This window comes from Tolypothrix sp. PCC 7712 (assembly GCF_025860405.1).
Taxonomy (GTDB): domain Bacteria; phylum Cyanobacteriota; class Cyanobacteriia; order Cyanobacteriales; family Nostocaceae; genus Aulosira; species Aulosira diplosiphon.
The window spans coordinates 6,253,225-6,270,811 of record NZ_CP063785.1 but is presented as its reverse complement, the minus strand read 5'-3'; the positions used below and the strand labels follow the sequence as shown (position 1 = coordinate 6,270,811).

Annotated in this window: 10 protein-coding genes and 4 tRNA genes; 8 read left to right on the top strand and 6 right to left on the bottom strand. The window is 41.2% G+C overall.

The window, feature by feature from the left end:
* Positions 1-29: 29 nt before the first annotated feature.
* Entirely contained in the window at positions 30-200 is a 171-nt protein-coding gene (locus HGR01_RS25680; RefSeq protein WP_071989422.1) for a DUF2256 domain-containing protein, read from the bottom strand.
* A gap of 502 nt (positions 201-702) precedes the next feature.
* Positions 703-3,585, bottom strand: coding sequence for a GAF domain-containing protein (locus HGR01_RS25675; RefSeq protein WP_228045350.1), 2,883 nt, complete (start codon positions 3,583-3,585; stop codon positions 703-705).
* A 143-nt stretch (positions 3,586-3,728) separates the two neighbouring features.
* On the opposite strand from HGR01_RS25675, the gene HGR01_RS25670 reads away from it, so the two are divergent.
* A complete protein-coding gene (locus tag HGR01_RS25670) occupies positions 3,729-4,871 on the top strand; it encodes a quinone-dependent dihydroorotate dehydrogenase (RefSeq protein WP_045871264.1) in 1,143 nt (380 codons plus the stop codon).
* A gap of 186 nt (positions 4,872-5,057) precedes the next feature.
* On the opposite strand, the gene HGR01_RS25665 is transcribed toward HGR01_RS25670, so the two are convergent.
* Complete coding sequence (locus tag HGR01_RS25665; protein WP_045871377.1) at positions 5,058-5,792, bottom strand: hypothetical protein; 735 nt, start codon at positions 5,790-5,792, stop codon at positions 5,058-5,060.
* Between the two features lie 578 nt (positions 5,793-6,370).
* Between HGR01_RS25665 and HGR01_RS25660 the strand changes: the two genes are divergently transcribed.
* The 6 genes from HGR01_RS25660 (at position 6,371) to HGR01_RS25635 (ending at position 9,621) form a co-directional block, all read left to right on the top strand.
* Positions 6,371-6,494 (top strand) — tRNA-OTHER (locus HGR01_RS25660).
* Between the two features lie 73 nt (positions 6,495-6,567).
* Positions 6,568-6,703, top strand: a tRNA-OTHER gene (locus HGR01_RS25655).
* A gap of 35 nt (positions 6,704-6,738) precedes the next feature.
* A tRNA-OTHER gene (locus tag HGR01_RS25650) sits at positions 6,739-6,880 on the top strand.
* A gap of 76 nt (positions 6,881-6,956) precedes the next feature.
* Positions 6,957-7,080, top strand: a tRNA-OTHER gene (locus HGR01_RS25645).
* Between the two features lie 37 nt (positions 7,081-7,117).
* The gene (locus HGR01_RS25640; protein WP_045871265.1) at positions 7,118-8,722 is read left to right on the top strand and encodes a TROVE domain-containing protein; all 1,605 of its coding nucleotides are present in this window, start codon (positions 7,118-7,120) and stop codon (positions 8,720-8,722) included.
* 449 nt (positions 8,723-9,171) lie between these two features.
* Complete coding sequence (locus HGR01_RS25635) at positions 9,172-9,621, top strand: response regulator (RefSeq protein ID WP_045871266.1); 450 nt, start codon at positions 9,172-9,174, stop codon at positions 9,619-9,621.
* Between the two features lie 137 nt (positions 9,622-9,758).
* Here HGR01_RS25635 and HGR01_RS25630 read toward each other — a convergent pair whose 3' ends face one another.
* Together HGR01_RS25630 and HGR01_RS25625 are read right to left on the bottom strand one after the other, a co-directional pair.
* Positions 9,759-11,912 (bottom strand): ATP-binding protein, encoded by a 2,154-nt coding sequence (locus HGR01_RS25630; RefSeq protein WP_045871267.1) that lies wholly within the window; start codon positions 11,910-11,912, stop codon positions 9,759-9,761.
* 583 nt (positions 11,913-12,495) lie between these two features.
* Entirely contained in the window at positions 12,496-12,726 is a 231-nt protein-coding gene (locus tag HGR01_RS25625; RefSeq protein ID WP_155539334.1) for a hypothetical protein, read from the bottom strand.
* A 646-nt stretch (positions 12,727-13,372) separates the two neighbouring features.
* On the opposite strand from HGR01_RS25625, the gene HGR01_RS25620 reads away from it, so the two are divergent.
* Complete coding sequence (locus HGR01_RS25620; RefSeq protein ID WP_045871269.1) at positions 13,373-14,785, top strand: sugar porter family MFS transporter; 1,413 nt, start codon at positions 13,373-13,375, stop codon at positions 14,783-14,785.
* Positions 14,786-14,980: 195 nt separating this feature from the next.
* Here HGR01_RS25620 and HGR01_RS25615 read toward each other — a convergent pair whose 3' ends face one another.
* The gene (locus HGR01_RS25615; protein ID WP_045871270.1) at positions 14,981-17,314 is read right to left on the bottom strand and encodes a serine/threonine-protein kinase; all 2,334 of its coding nucleotides are present in this window, start codon (positions 17,312-17,314) and stop codon (positions 14,981-14,983) included.
* Between the last annotated feature and the right edge of the window lie 273 nt (positions 17,315-17,587).

Sequence of the window (17,587 nt, the reverse complement as noted above, 5' to 3'; positions counted from 1 at the left end):
TTATTTGCGCTATTTGCGTCTGGGTGGTTTTAGTTTGAGTCAGTTTGATTTTTAACGTTAGAACGCCGACGGCGGCAACGTTCTGAACAGTATTTCACTTCGTCCCAGCAATCTTGCCATTTCTTACGCCAGCTAAAGGGACGTTCGCATACCGGACAGATTTTTGTAGGTAGGTCAGATTTAGAACTTGTACGCCCCATATTAATACTGTGCAGATGAGAGAAAAATTGCGATCGCGATGGAAAATTATTATAACCAAATTGTTACAACGGGGGGATACTTTTTGCGAACAAATGTGGGGTTAATCCCCCTATAGGGTTATTTATAGTCATCCAACGGGGAGATTGAAAACAATTGGCAGATTTTGCGGCTCTTAATCAGCCGTTAATGTCCCTCTAGAGTAAGATTTTGCCTACCTTCCTAAATATAGAGACTGAGAAAAATCTCGGTATGTGGGGAGATTGCCTATTAGCAAAAAGTCTGCAAATTTGTGGGTCATACCCCTCACAGATTTATTCTAGAAGTTACGTGATTATACTAACTTAGTATTTAAGGCTAATTACTGTGGTAAAAAATAACATTGATAGATATGGAGTTTGCAGAAGGTCATTCAGATCCCCGACTTCTTCAAGAAGTCGGGGATCTAGAAAAAGCTTTGATCTGTTTTGGTGGAAAATCTCAGTCCCCAATCCCCAATCCCACTCAATGAACCACTAAAGGCAACAATAACCGACTGACTACTCGATGATCATCTAATTGATAAATGTGCAATTCTCCTTGTAGTTGTTGCATGACATTTTTACAGATGAGTAGATGTAAACCTGGTGGTTGATCTAGGGAAGAAATAGCCAACAAATCCTTGGGGATATCTTGATTGAGTTCTGCTAATAGTTGCGCGTCAATCTCGCCGTTATCTGTAATCGAGATATCTAAGGTGCGTTGATCTACGCGGCGACACCAAATATCAATTCTGCTGCCAGATGCACTACGGTTACAGGCTGCAACCAACAATTCATGCAGCACCATTTCGATTTTGGCAATATCACCAGCGATCGCCATTGCAGATAAATTTACGGAATTTTGAATACTGTTAAAATCTCCAGTATTTTTAGTTGCATCCTGATTTGTATCTGATTGTCCCAAACCATGTACACCTATCCATAGCTTGTGTTGTTGGCGTAAATTCTCTATTCTTTCCATTGCACGCTTTAACAAACTAGCTATGGGCATGGTTTCCCATTTAATCTGCAATTGCCATTGTTCAAGTTTTAGCAGTTCCGTAATTGAGGCTGTTGTCTGCTCAAACTGCCTAAATATTGGCTTAGAGCGAATTTGCGTCATTTCCTGAGCCGGAGTCCCTAAATCATTGAGTTGGGAAATTAACAGGGTAGCAGCTCTTTGGATTTCTTCTAAACGACTATGCTTATACCAATTGAGTTGGTTTAAGTCTTGGTTTTTAGAATCTAAAATTTGGCTGATGCGTTTTTGCCGATGGAACCAAGCTAATTGATAAACAAGAGTTTCCGCTGCACTCAAGCTTTGCTGTGACCAATAACGCTCGTGATGGTCTGCTAATAACACTACACTTGTAGGTTGATAAGCATCTGTAGTCCGCAAAACCATCACTAAGATTTGTCCAATATCAGGCCCGTTTAACCATCTTCTCGTTTGTGCAGGTAAATCATCTATGGTAACGCTGAGGTGAGCTGCTTGGGCCAAAGCCCACTGAATCACAGCTTCACTTTGAAGGAAGACAGGTGCATCAACAACAATCTCAAATCCTTCATTAATTACCCCAGGAATAATTTCTACTCGCTCCTTGCCAGCAGACCAAGATAGCATAATTGCTAGCGGACAACCGAGAACAGATGCGATATGTTGTAGGGCTGTACGTTCTAAATGATTTTCTTCTACCTCGGCTGTTTGACTTTGGGTTTGTGCCAAAATCAGCAAGGATTGCTGAAAGCTTTGTAAAATTGTTTTTTGCTGCTCGTTATTATCTTGTAGCTGCCACTGGCGGATAATTACACCTATTTGTTGGCTAATGCTCCAGAGTAGTTGTTTTTCTAAAGTTGTCCAAGTGCGATGGCTTTCATGAGCAATCAACACAATTGCTGTGGGTGAATTACCTTGAGCGCAGTTGCAAATTAACAGAGAATGTATGTCATTTTCGCTTAAGAAGGGTCGCCAATTAAAAAAGCGCAAATCTTCGTCTAAATTTTCAATTTCTACTGCTTCCGTTGCCCGTTGCAATAGTTGTCTGTCTAAGTCTTTGAGGGCTTGCAGGGTAAATTTTAAAGGTCGGCGATTTTGCTGTTGGCTTTGGTGAACAATTTGATAATGATTTTGGTCGGGGTCATAGCGCAACAATAAAAAGCGGCTAGTAGCGAGCCTATCTAAAACTCTTTGAGCGCAAATGCGTAAAGTTTCATGAAGGTCATGTTCGCTATAAATAGCTTGGGCAATTTGGCTAGTTAATTGAGCATCCTCTTGAATTTGTTTGATGGTGGTTTCCATACTTTCAGTAGGAGCCAGTAGCGAAATTAATCCCGCCGCACCTTGGACAAAATTTTTGTCTGCATCTGTCCAAATCCGAGCTTGATTACCTTCTACTGCTAGAAAGCCTAGCAAATCCTTGTAGCAAATAATGGGAGCAGCCAAAAGCGATCGCACTCGCAGGCGTTGCAGTAACTTGCCTGTAAAATGCGTATTTAGGGAACTGCGGGATTCACCAATCCAGACAATTTGGTTGACCGATAAAGCATAATAAAATTCGCTCAAGTCTTGAATGGGAATTTTGACTGCTGGTTGTTGGGGAGAAAAATTGCGACTGCTGGGAGAAACTTGATTGCTCATCCGACACCAAAAGTAGCGTCCTTCTCTCTCAAACCAGTAAATACTCGTACGGGAAGGGGAGACAAATTCTTGGGTGGCTTCTACTACTGCTTCTAGCCTTTGTTCTAGGTTACCGAGCAGGCGTAAACTTTCCAGCAATTGCAATAGCGGCTTTTCCGCGTGTTTGGTTTGCTGTTGCTGCAAATCCATCTCATATTGATAAAGTACTGCCCCTAGTTCGGCTAAAACAATTAATAGTCTAGCTTGAGCTTCTCCAGATAATAAGTAACCCCATTTTTTAGAACCTAGCAATACCACACCCATGCAGTGGTCTCGATACCGCAGTGGTAAAATCACTGTGCCTTGAATGTGGAATTTTTTAGCTATTTCTTGCAATGTTTGGGAGCGATTTTCACCTTGTAAATCAGCTATACCCAAGGGACGCTGTTCAATTACTACTTGCTCTAATAAATCTCCAGGGCTAAGAGCTAGCTTTTGATATAAAAAATTACCATCTCTAGTTGGTAGAATCCCGCCTTTACCAAACAATCTATGATTTAGGCGATCGTAAAGCGCAATCCACACTACTTCGTAGGCAAAATGCTCTTTAATATAAGAAAGAGTAATTTCAATCAGATTTTCAAGATGATTTTCTTCCCGGAGTTGTTGCAGGACTCGCCCCAAGGAAAAAATCTGTTTTTCAGCAGCTGTAGGTTTTTCTGGCGGCCCCATCTGATTATTAGTCAACATTGCTTTAATATATAAAATGCCCAGAAAAGCACCCTGAAACTCAGTTGCGTTTAAAAATAGCAGCTAAAAATAGATAGGAGAATGCGGAAAGTTATTTTCTGTTGAAATCTCAAATCCTATTTTTCCTCGCAACCCTCAATTGAATGGATATTTATCAACTAGCACTTCGTCCACTCTTGTTTAATCTGTTGAAAACAGATCCGGAGTGGCTACATGAACAGACTGTTCACACTCTCGATTGGCTTTCTCAAACCAACGATCGCCAACCTGCTAAATTGGTTAATCATGTTCTGACGCAGTCATTGTGCCTACAAGATCCACGTTTAGAACAAACTCTATTTGGTCTCCACTTTCCCAACCCTCTGGGTTTAGCAGCAGGGTTTGATAAGAATGGCATAGCTGCCAATATTTGGTCAAGTTTTGGCTTTGGTTTTGCTGAATTGGGAACTGTAACATTTGTTCCCCAACCTGGAAATCCTCGTCCCCGCTTGTTTCGCTTACCATCAGACAAAGCTGTTCTTAACCGGATGGGCTTTAATAATGATGGTGCCGCAGCAATGGCGGCTAGGCTAACACAAGGGCAACAAGAACTCAACTTGCATATCCCCATAGGTATTAATTTAGGCAAGTCCAAGGTAACACCCCTAGAAGCATCTGCCAACGATTATCTCAATAGTTTTCGTTTGCTCAAAGACTTGGGAGACTATTTTGTAGTCAATGTATCTTCTCCAAATACCCCTGGTTTGCGATCGCTCCAAGATGCAACCATGCTCGGCGCAATCCTAGATTTATTACAACAAGAGAATAAAACACAAAAGCCGCTATTTGTCAAGATAGCGCCAGATTTAGAATGGGAAGCGATCGCCGATATTATTACCTTAGCCAGTACATATCAATTAGCGGGGTTAATTGCCACTAACACGACTATCCGCCGAGATATCCTGAAAACTCAAATCATTGAAAAAACTGGCAACCCTGTAACTGAAGAAGCTGGTGGAATTAGTGGCGCACCATTATGCGATCGCTCCACTGAAGTTATTCGTTTTATTTGGCAACAAACCCAAGGAAAATTGCCCATAATCGGCGTTGGTGGCATCTTTACCCCTGAAGATGCTTGGGAAAAAATTACTGCTGGCGCTAGCCTAATTCAAGTTTACACAGGCTGGATTTATGAGGGGCCATTGATGGTACGCCGCATTCTTCAAGGATTACTTTCTAAATTAGAACAAAGCGGATTAACTTCCATCAATGCAGCTATAGGTTTAGAAGCAAAAGTGAAAAATTAACAACAGTTATTCTCGAATCAGTTCTCAAAGTTTGAGTTGGGATGAATACCTCAACTCAAACTTAAGATTGGGAGAAATGAGGGTATTTGACTAACAAATGCAAAAATCCTCAATGTTCACTGTTGACTGATTGTTGATTATTTTGTCTTGGCAAAAGCCTGGCAAAATAGGAGAGAGTTTTGAGCTTTAAGCCTGATCTTCCAAGGGGAAAAACTCTTTGGATTTTCGGGAAAATGACCAGGCAATACCATCAGGATCGCGGCTGCGGCTCCATTCTGGAAAATCAGGATCATTTCTCCGTTTATATACGGTACTGGAATAAACATTGAGACGTTTAGCTAGTTCTGATTGAATCAGAGAACCAAACACTAATTGTTTTTCCAATGGTATTGTTGGCTCTTCATGGGTGGCTGGTGGCAATAATTCATCCTCTGTTTCTTCCTCCTGCTGTTCCTGCGCTGGTGGTGGTTCCAGTAGCATTTGAGCAGTTTGGACAACTGGTTTTGGAGGAAGTTCTTTTACCGGCGGTTCACTACTTTCGAGTATGCTTCCCAAGATGGTGGCATTAATAAAGTAATAAACCGGACTTTCATCTTCAGAATTCAGAATACTGGCACCAAATTCGTTGGCTTTAGTATCAAGGTAGCGTTTAGCTTGAGAGCCAGAAAAATTACCCTTGATTGCCAAGTCCATTGGTGTGACTTTACCCTGAGTTTCCAGAATCAGGCGATTGAAAATAGGATTAACTTGCTGACACCATTTTTGCCATTGAATGCGCTGCCAAGTATTGAAAGCAAAAATCACTAGCATGAAAGCCAGCAAAATTTTCCAGGTGGAAACCAGGAAAATAATCAGAAACGAAATCGGCAAAAGCAGAACGAGAAAAGCCTTCCCGTTGCCTTCTAATGTGTTTTCACTCATGCTCATGGCCGCCAAGTGAATTGTTAGGAAATAAATAACTATTATCTTGGCAAAAATTGTGACATTTTTTTGTATCTTTTGGCAAATTTGTTGGAAAAATATAACATCAGTGATTCTTATACACTGTACATAGCCACAATATTCAGCAAAAATTTGAGCTTGAATCGCCCTGATTGCAAAGCTTTTGCCAGGAAAATCTATTTTTGCCAAAGTCTTGCCACAGGCAAAAATTATAAATTTGGGTATTAAATAATACTTTTATTCGACGAACACCCAATTCTCAAAATAAACACTTGACACTCTGTATTACACGTACTACATTGAGAATACAAGGCGATGTTCTAAAAGGAGTAAGCTTTTAACCGTAGCGGATAGCTCAAATACCAGAGCGCCCACCTTGCCCGCAAGGGCCGATATATCGAGGGTTACCGCAAATAACAGAAAACATCCTTGATTGCAATTCTGGAGGTGCAAGTGAAAATCCTGCTCCGCTACACCAAAATTAGTGCTGAGTCCTGAGTCCTGAGTTTTGAATTTTTCACTCGGTACTCAGAACTCACAACTCATAACTGTTCATGTGGCGGGTGGCTCAGTGGTAGAGCGCTAAACATCCTTTTTCACCCCTTGCCTGCAAAGGCCGACGAATGAGGGTTATCGATTGGGTTCGAGAGGTCGCAGGTTCGATTCCTGCCCCGCCACCCAAAATTTAGTACTAAGTGCTGAGGTTTAAATTTTTTACTCAGAACTCAGCACTCACAACTCATAACTTTTCATGTGGCGGATGGCGAAATTGGTAAACGCACTTGACAAAAAACCTTAATTTATCACCTTGCCTGAAAGGGCCGAAGAGTTGAGGGTTATCGTAATCTAGCAGCCGCAAGGTTTTGCAGGTTCAAATCCTGCTCCGCCACCCCTAAACTTAATTTTGAATTTTGAATTGTTACGTGGGTGTGTAGCTCAACTGGATAGAGCAATGAACGGGTTAATCACCCATAGTCCTTGGTTCACAACCTTGCCTGAAAAGGCCGACGAGTCGAGGGTTATCGTTAATTCATCGGTTGTAGGTTCAAATCCTACCTCACCCGCCAAAATTCCAATTAATTGGATATTTAATTTCAAATCTCCAATCTAAAATCCAAAATCTAAAATCTAAAATTCTTCATGTGGCAGGTAGCTCAGTGGTAGAGCGCCTAAAACATCCTTGTTCACCCCTTGCCTGTAAAGGCCGAAGAATGAGGGTTATCGCCTTCCAAGCGGGATGTCGCAGGTTCGAGTCCTGCCCTGCCACCTTTTATTTTTGCCCGTAAGGGCCGGGAGTTAAAGCTATGAATTATAATTTTTTTACTAAAAAGAAAGCAAATACACCACAAACTCAGCCTATCACCGGACGGGAAGCAGAGATGGTTAAGGGTCGTTCCGGCGGGTATATGTTTGAGGCGGGTATTTGGAAAATGTTGCGCCGTTGTCTATTGATTGGGACAGCAAAAAGCACTTACTATGCTGGCAAACAGGAACTAACAGAAGATTTTGTAAATGTTGTTAAGCAAGCTGTAGCAGAAAATCCTGGGCGGGTTGCAGAAGAAATTCTCTATGCTAGCGATGGACGCGCCATCAATAACAGTGCGCCTATCTTGGCTTTAGTCTTGCTATCGATGGGTGAAACACCAGAAGCGAAAAAGGCATTTGCTGAAATCTTTGGGCAAGTTGTCCGCACTGGTAGCCACTTCTATGAATGGCTGAACTATACTAAATCTCTGCGGGGATTTGGTAAGGTGGTGCGCGAAGCGGGTAAAACTTGGCTATCGCGAGAAGATGTCAAAGGTTTGGCTTATCAACTTTTGAAATATCAACAGCGTCAAGGCTTCTCTCACAGAGATGCATTGCGATTGTTCCACGTCAAACCACCTACAGAAACTCACCGAGAACTATTTGAGTGGGTAGTGAAAGGTTGGGAAGATTTACCAGCAGATATCCCCTCAGAAGCCTTAGCGCAGATTTGGTGGTATGAGTGGTTAAAACGCAACCCGAGCGAAACCCACACTGCGATCGCACAAGGTCGTCTTACCCACGAAATGGCTGCACCTGTGGGTAAAATGGATAAACAAGCTTGGCAGCTACTTTTCCAAGAAATGCCCATCGGTGCAATGCTGCGTAACCTTGGTTCTTTGACAGAACTGGGCGTGTTGCGAGCTGATGAAAGTGCCAATATTCTGCGAGTAGAAGCAGTTCTCAACAATCAAGAACATCTGCGTAAAGGTCGCATACATCCGATTGATGTTTTGAAAGCTCTCAAAACCTATCAATCTGGTGGTAGATTAGGACGCAGCCAGAAAACTTGGGAACCAGTTCCGCGAATTGTAGACATCTTAGAAAAATCACTGGAACTATCTTTTGATGTTGTGCAACCCACAGGCAAAGTTTTCATGCACGCTGTGGATGTTTCTGGCTCGATGTCTTGGGGTGTGGTGGATTCAGTGGGTTTAAGCTGCTGTGAAATCGCTACTACAATGGCGCTAGTAACAGCCAAAGCTGAGAAAAACTACATGATTCGCGGCTTTGCAACCGAATTTAGAGAACTAGGTATCACAGCCAAAGATACTTTTAGTTCTGCAATTCGCAAAGCGAGCAATCAAAACTTTGGTGGTACAGATGCTTCTGTGGCTTACGACTGGATGATTCAGAACAAGTTCAAAGCAGATGTAGTTTGCTTTTGGACTGACAATGAATCATGGGCTGGTCATAAACATCCCAGTCAAGCCTTGGCGCAGTATCGCCAGAAGGTGAACCCTAATGCTAAGGCAGTGTATGTCACCCTTGCACCTTACAACATTACCTTAGTAGATCCTCAAGATCCTCTTTCTTGGGATTTAGCAGGGTTCGACCCTGGAACACCTCGCATCATCCAGATGCTAGCTACAGGCGAACTGTAAAAAGGGTCAAGCATAAAGAATAAAGGGTAAAATCCAAAAATTTTCATCCTTTATTCTTCAACCCTCATACTTCATGGCGGGTTATCCTGGTTCGCAACTTGCCTTTTGAGGCCGAAGAACTTAGGGTTATCGGTTGTATCTCCACCATTCTGGGGATAGCGGGTTCAATTCCCGCACCCGCCTTTTTGATTTTTGATTGATTACCTTAAATGCAGTGGTATAAAAGAGCGTAGTTTACTACCGTAGGCAGCGCTCTTTTTTTATGCATCCTCGCATAAATAACCCTATTGTCTTACCTATGATGGCTAACACATAAATATTTTCGCAAGTTAAAGAAGCGTAATGTTGTGGTAGCTTGTTGATAGATTCTCCCGATACAGTTATGTCTTAACTATATCGGGAGAGTTCCTCCGTAATTGATTAGGGCAACTAGGGAGGCACATGTGATCATGACAAAAAATACAGAGGAATCGCATCCTCAAAAAGACACAAAAAACTTTCCATCTTTAGATAACTTGCGAGTTTTATTAGTAGATGATAATGAAGATAGCCTTTTTCTCACTACATTTATTTTAGAAAATCAAGGATTTCAAGTCACAACAGCAACATCAGTTACACAAGCTCTAGAGACAATTGCAGAATCTAAATTTGACATCTTAATTTCTGACATTGCTATGCCGGAATTTGATGGTTATTCGTTAATTCGTAAAATTAGAAAGAGCACGCTTCCCGAACAAAGAGAAATACCAGCTATAGCGCTAACTGCCCTTAGTTCCGACGAAAGCCGCAGTCTTGCTCTGGCATCGGGGTTTCAAAGCTATGTTAATAAACCTGTAGAACCTACTATATTAATATCAGAAATAACCCGTTTAATTAACGACAATCAAACTACTACATAAATTTAATTTACATACAATACGCTGTATTAATGCTGAGATGACGAAAGCTTTCCCAGAATTGCTGATGTGTTACAGCTTACTTTTGAGTAGAGACGCTATTAATCGCGTCTGTTGCAACTTTTGACTCCACGGCGATACTAGTCCCGATTTTCCATAAGTTTAATAATCCCTGCAACTAATTCTTCTGGGTTAATGGGTTTAGATAAATGCATCTGAAATCCTGCTTGCAGTGCTTGCTGTTTATCTTGACTACTAGCGAAAGCTGTGAGTGCGATCGCCTTTGGTATGGCTTTGCTTACCGCAGCAATTTGTCCTCCTGCTTCTGCTGTCCTAGCCCTGATCTGACGTAATAGAGTATAACCATCCATTTCAGGCATTCCAATATCGCTAATTAACACATCTGGCTTTGTCTGTTCGAGAACTTGCAAAGCAGCTAATGCGGAAGATACTGAAATTACTTCAGCCCCATCTTGTTGTAATACAAAAGCTAAAAAATCTCGTGAATCTGCATCATCTTCTACAAGCAGAATTTGTACCCCAGATAGAGACAAAGAGTTACTAATTAATGACAAAGAGTTATTTTGTTCATTAAATAAAGCTAGATTTCTGTCTTGGATTAGCGGTAAGCAAACAGTGAATGTCGCCCCTAAATCGTTACCAGGACTGGCTGCTGTGACTGTACCACCATGTATCTCGACTATATTACGGACAATAGCTAGTCCTAAACCTAATCCACCAAATTTTCTGGTAGAACTGCTATCGGCTTGGCGGAAGTAATCAAAAGCATAAGGTAAAAACTCTGCATTAATTCCTTTACCTGTATCGCTAACTATGATTTGAGCATAGCCATCTACTTGGTTTAATTGCACTTCTACCTTTCCCCCTGGGGGAGTAAATTTGACAGCGTTGGAAAGCAGATTCCAAACAACTTGTTGCAAGCGGGTAGAATCACCCAAAACAGGCCCTACATTTGGTACAAAAATGGTATTTACCTGAATCGATTTAGTTTGTGCAGCTAAAGTTATAGTATCTATTGCAGATAAGACAATAGATTCTAAATGAAGGCTCTGAGTTTGCAATGTGAGTTTACCTTGCAAAATGCTCGAAACATCCAGTAAGTCTTCAATTAATTGCGTCTGTAACTTGGCATTACGTTCGATTGTTTCCAAGGCTGGAGATATTTTTTCTGGTGCTAATCTGCCACTTTGTAATAACCTAGACCAACCAAGAATGGTATTTATAGGAGTTCGTAATTCATGAGAAAGTATAGCTAGAAATTCATCTTTAATTCGATTAGCTGTTTCAGCTTTTGTTCTTGCTGCTTGTTCCAATTCCAGCAACTGGGCACGTTCTTGTTGTATTTGTTTTTGTTCTTGAATGTCTGTACAAGTACCAAACCATTTTACGACAACACCTTGTTCATCTTTCAGGGGTAAACCTCTAGCTAGTTGCCAGCGATAAGTATCATCAGATGCTCGTTTAAAGCGGTATTCATTTTCATATAAGGTGCCACTGTTGACAGCATTTATCCACACTTCGTAAGCATTTTGTACGTCATCTGGATGTAATGCTGTTACCCAACCCGAACCTAAAGACTCTTCAAAAGTTAGCCCCGTATATTCATACCATTTTTGATTAAAATAATCGCATTCACCTTGAGAATTAGTTGTCCAAACGAGTTGAGGAATGGCTTCAGCTAAGTAACGGTAACGCTCTTCACTTTGCCGTAAAATTTCTAAAATACGCTGGCGTTCAGCAATTTCTAGCTGTAATTGCTCGTTGGTTTTGGTAATTTCATTAGTGCGAGCAGCAACTAATTGCTCTAAATCATTCTGATATGTTCTTAATTGAGCTTCGATGCTTAAACGCTCTGTTATTTGTATTTGTAATTTTTGATTAGCTTGTTCTAATTGAGCTGGGCTAGGAAGCGCTAATGCTTGGGGAACTAAAGGTACAAGTTGTAAGGCTGTAAATAAAGATATTGTGGCAGTTAAGGCTTTAATCAATCCTGATAGCCAATAAGTTGGATGCCAAAGCGTCCAAATTTCCATCAAGTGAGTAGTGCCACAAGCTACGATAAATCCACTAAATAATAGAAAAATCCAATGAAAAGGCAAGTCTTCTCGTTTGCGGACGAAGTAGAAGAGTGTCGCAGGAATAGAGTAATAAGCTAGAGCTATGAGTGCGTCAGAAATTATATGTAGCAAAACTAAATCAGTTTGCCAGAGATAGCAATGCCCATGTGGGATAAATGGGCCTGAACTAAAAAACATGTTCCAATATTCTGACATACACCTCGGATAATGAAATATGAATTAAAACTGAAAATCCTAAATTATAGGATAAAAAATACGTAAAACTATAATTACCTGCTGTTTATGTTGATTTCTCTTACTATCTTCAATTAACAATTTTATTGCTATCGATTTTGTATCCTTGATAAATACTTGTAGCATTGGATTATTTAGTGATTTTATTATTTTTAGCAAATTGAGCGTAAAAAATCATAAGCAGTAAAAATTTATTAAGGTATTTTATTAAGGAATATGATTTAATTCTTAAACTTATTTAAGTGGGTAGATATAGGTAAGGGGGAAAAAGGAATAAATGTTTACCTATAGCATTAAGTAAATTAGTGGCAATCAACCAAACTATGTTACAGAAACGTAAATAGGCTTGAAACTCTGATGAGTAACCAATGACAAAGCGCAAAGTCGAGCCACTGCGTTCCTGTCGCCTCGCGTCGGAAAGCAAGTGGCGTTGAACGGAGGTTTCCTCCGCTCAGAACTTTGTAAGAATAACATCCCTTACCAGTTATCTTTAATTGCACCGCTCTACTTAATATTTTATTTGTACATTCTTATTCCTTGTTTTTTATGTGACGAGTAATTTCCCAACTCCTGCACGGATTGCTATAGCTGCACAAGCATCAAATAAGAGTTTTATTGAAAGCGGCGGGAAACTCCATCCCCTTGTGGGTGGAGAGGGACAGCCGCCCCGCCGCTTGGGGCATTGGGCATTGGGCATTGGTAATTTCTTCGCCATGCCCCATGCCCGATTCCCCATGCCCAAAAACTCCATCCCCTTGTGGGTGGAGTTTTTCATAGTTTATTTGTCTAAGCAGCTCATCATAGCTGTTGATTCTGAAAGTATCAGAAAAAGAAACCCCACCAGATAAAAAGATGGTAGGGCGATTCAATCAAAAAAATTTAAGATTTGTAAATTTTTATATATATCCCAGGCGCAATATTTCTTATCAAGATTATATCTGAAGTTACTAATAAAATTAGGGTTTTGATGTTTTTTGCCTAAACCTGTAGGTAAATGCATCTGACTTATGACAAGAATATTTACAATTTTACTACAAAATATAAAGTTTAAAGTCTTAATGACAAACTACAATTTGTGGCTGCGATCGCTAGCCAAAAAATCCTTTACATAAATTAACATTAGTTAGATTATTTACAATCATCATACATGATATAGGGATCGTTATTAAACAGCCAAGAATTATTGTACGATATCAAAATTTTTCTTAATCGCAAAGTCAATCATCTGCTGAATTGAGTCTTCTTACTAGAAAGAAACATAACTGCGGGAAGATGTGAAGAAAAAGAATTTTTCAGTAATCTACCTATTAGTAAATATCTCTATTTAAATGCGTCCACCAAACTTATGAGATTGTGAGTGAACGTAGAGTATTACTGCGTGGGTATCGAAACAATTAACAACCTGAAAAGTTTTCAAAGAAATGGCTTTACAAGGCTCTACTATTAATCAGGGGAAAACAGTTTCCTATGTAATTTTGATTGCCAGTGCCGCAGCGCTGGGTGGTTTTTTGTTTGGTTATGATACTGCTGTCATTAACGGTGCTGTTTCAGCTTTGTCAAAGGCCTATAATGCTAACAGCGTGATGACAGGCTTTGCAGTATCTTGTGCATTGCTAGGATCTGCTTTAGGGGCTTTTGTCGCAGGGCCGATCGCAGACCGCTATGGTCGCTTAAAAACGATGCTGGTGGCAGCAGTTTTCTTTACCTTAAGTGCGATCGGTTCGGGGATTGCATTTGGAATTGGGGACTTTATTTTCTGGCGCGCTTTGGGTGGCATTGCAGTCGGAATGGCGAGTGTAATTGCACCCGCTTACATTGCGGAAGTTGCACCAGCCCATTTGCGTGGCAGACTGGGTTCACTGCAACAGCTAGCAATTGTAGTCGGAATTTTCGCAGCCTTAGTTTGTGACTACTTTATAGCTTTAGGTGCAGGTGGATCGGCAGAAGGAATATTTTGGTTTGGCGTTCCCGCTTGGCGTTGGATGTTTTGGACAGAAGCCCCACCAGCAATTATTTATGGATTCGCTGCCCTCGTGATTCCAGAGTCACCACGATACTTGGCAGCACAGGGACGATATAGTGAAGCGACCAATGTATTAAGAAAAGTTATTGGCGGTAATGTCGAAGCAAAAATTGAAGAGATTCGCCAAACAGTTTTACAAGAACGCCGCCCCAAATTTTCTGACTTGCTAAGTCGTAGGGGTGGATTACTGCCTATTGTGTGGATTGGGATGGGGTTGTCTATCCTGCAACAGTTTGTGGGTATCAATGTTATTTTTTACTACAGCAGTGTTTTGTGGCAGGCAGTGGGATTTTCTGAAAGAGATTCCCTACTAATTACAGTAATTACGGGAATCGTCAATATTGTCACAACTCTAATTGCGATCGCCTATGTTGACAAATTTGGTCGCAAACCGTTACTCATGCTAGGTTCAATTGGCATGACTGTGACATTGGGTACTTTGGCTGTGGTGTTTGCTAATGCAGCGATTGATCCCACCACAGGTAACCCTACACTTCCGGGGACAGCAGGAATCTTTGCCCTGTTAGCAGCTAATCTATATGTGGTCTTCTTTGGCTTTTCTTGGGGGCCAATTGTTTGGGTACTGTTAGGCGAAATATTTAATAATAAAATTCGTGCTGCTGCCCTATCTGTAGCTGCTGCGGTGCAGTGGATTGCGAACTTTCTAGTTTCTACGACATTTCCACCTTTACTGAAATACTTTGGTTTAGGTTCTGCCTATGGATTGTATACAATTGCATCGGCAATTTCGATATTTTTCGTTGCCTTTTTCATCAGAGAAACCAAGGGCAAAGAATTAGAGGAAATGTAATCTATCCTATCCAAGAATTGAGGGCCTGCTGCGGCAGGCTTTCATATTGAGAAACTTTAAATAAAAGAGACTTCCAGAAATTAAATTATTCAATCAGCAAGGGCGAAGATACTGAGCAAATTCTTTCTCTCCCTCTGCGCCCCTGCTTCCTCTGCCTGCCTCAACAGAATATCTTTTTAACTGAACCGTATTACCTTATACCTCCCAAGGTGTGGTAGGCGCATCTGGATCGTCAATTGCAGCTGTAATATCTTCAATTGGGTTGTGTTGGGGAATAAAATTTCGATTGGAAACCCCTATCAACTGTTCTACAGCTTTTAGGGCTGCTGATGCAGATTGATAACGCTGCTTGTAATCTTCCAGCACCATTTTACTGAGAATCTCCGCTAAAGCTGGGTTGGCAACAGTATGTTCGCGCCATTGCAACTCTCCGTCAGCATCTCTTGCTAGTTCGTGGGGGGCGATACCAGTCAAAGCCCTAATGCCAATCATCCCAACTGCATAGATGTCGCTACTGTATTGGGGACGGCCAAAGCATTGCTCGTTGGGTGCATAACCCTTAGTCCCAATCCCAATGGTAAATGGAGTTTGTTCATGATTTTCTGTTTGGATTGTAGAGACTTCTTTGACTGCACCAAAGTCAATCAGTACCAATTTCCAATCTGAATGTCGGCGGATAATGTTACTGGGTTTAATATCACGGTGAATGACACCGTTTTGATGCACAAATGCCAATGTTTGCAATAAATCGCGTAAAAGTTCGATAACTGTGGTTTCTAACAGCGATTGACCTGCTGGTAATTCTTTACTTAAGGGGTGACCAATGATAAATTCTTGTACTAAATAAAATTCTTCTTGTTGTTCAAAATAAGCTAATAGCTGAGGAATTTGGTGATGTTTTCCCAATTTCTCTAAGGTTTGCGCCTCAGAATTAAATAAACGTCTGGCAAGTTGCAATCCTGTAGCTTTGCTGTTAGCTGGTTTGAGCTGTTTAACTACACATTGCGGGTGACCTGGACGTTGTAAATCTTCGGCAATGTAGGTTTCGCTAAATCCCCCAGAACCGAGAACTTTGACAATTCTGTAGCGTCCACCGAGGATTTTGCCTGCTACCGCTAAATCTCGTTGTTGCAGTAAATCTTGCAAGTCTTGTTGTTGACTGATGATTTCTTGCACAACAGGGGAAGTTTTATATTTTTGAAAGATATCTACTAATTGCCGCTTTTTAATGCTTTCCCTGGCGATTTCGGTTCCCAGATAGGATAAGCCGATCCAGGCGATCGCTACCATTGGCACAGTGGTGGGATAAATTAATTGGTAATGTACAAATAATACGTAGCTGATGCCTCCCCAAAGAGTGGCAAAGCCAATGCTGACAATTAATCTGCTGATCCCACGCTTGCGTCTGGCACAGATGATGCCGACACCACCAACTAAACCCAGTACAAATACACCTTGCAGGGGTGGGCTGCTAATTCCTTGGGCGATCGCTTTATTTTCTATTAAGGTGGCGATCGCGTTGGCATGAATTTCTACCCCTGACATACGTTCGGGATACAGCCAGTTCTTACCCGCCACTACTGGATGATAATCGTTACCTAACTGTGCGGTGGCTCCAATCACTACAATTTTATTCTTGAAAACCTTGCCTTGTTGCAAATAGTTTTTCCAGTTTTGGGGATCTAGTACATACCAAAAGGGGATGGCTTCAAATGTACCCTCTGGCCCCCAAAAATGAATGCGATCGCCTTTTGGTCGCGAATATTTAATTCTGGCTGCCCTTAGTGCTGCTTCGTCAAAGGAAGGCACTTTATCTATTAAGTTATCTTGTGCTAATGATTTGTTAAACTCGCTGGCTAAACGATGAATTTTGCCATCTACTTCTAGGGGAAAATTGACAGTGCCTGTAGATACAGCGCCAATGCGGAACATCGGTTGTGGGAGTGTGAGCTTATTAAACGTACCTTGATGTGACTCAGAAGTTTCATATACCGAGGCTAAGGTCACCTTACTGCCATATTTTTGCAAGACTGCTTGCAGTTGGCGATCGTCTGCAGCACCATAAGCGCTTTCCGTATCAAAAATTACATCTACTGCGACAGATTTCGCACCTGCTTGCATCAATTTTCTGATGACATCAGCATAAGCAGCACGTTTAAATGGAAAAGATTTCAGTGGTTCCAGGTAAGCATACTGTTGTGGATCTGTTTTATAGTACTGTTCAGGGACTGATATAGACTGATTGTCTATGGCCAAAATCACGATGTTTTCTGGAGGTGCGATCGGCCCGCGCAGTTGAAAAAACGTAGAAAGTGCCTGACTTTCCATCAACTGCACAATGCCCAAACCAGAGCTACTCAGCAGTGCTGCTCCTATTGCTGAAACACCAGTTAGCAGATGACCAAACCAAGACATTAGTTGGGTATGGTAGGTTAATGCCGTCGAAGTTGCTTTAGTTGGTTTCCCTAACTGGCTATTGGCAGCAGAGACATATTTTTTAGTTACGGTAGACGTAGGTTCTTCTGCCATATCGTGTTATTGATTGATTAAGGTACAACACTTATATTTATTTAGACCCTATTTGAGCGAACTACATTAAATTAAGAGTTAAATGAAAAACTTATACATTTGTAAACTATCCTTTCTACTTCAGCGAATTTTTATTGGTGTGTCTTTACAGGGTCTGGCGATTAAAACACTGCCCAAATTATTCTCTAATAGCAGAGCAATCTGCGATTTTGTCACAGAAATAAGCTAAAGACACTCCCTTTGTGGATTTGGTTTCGTTTACGATCTACCAAA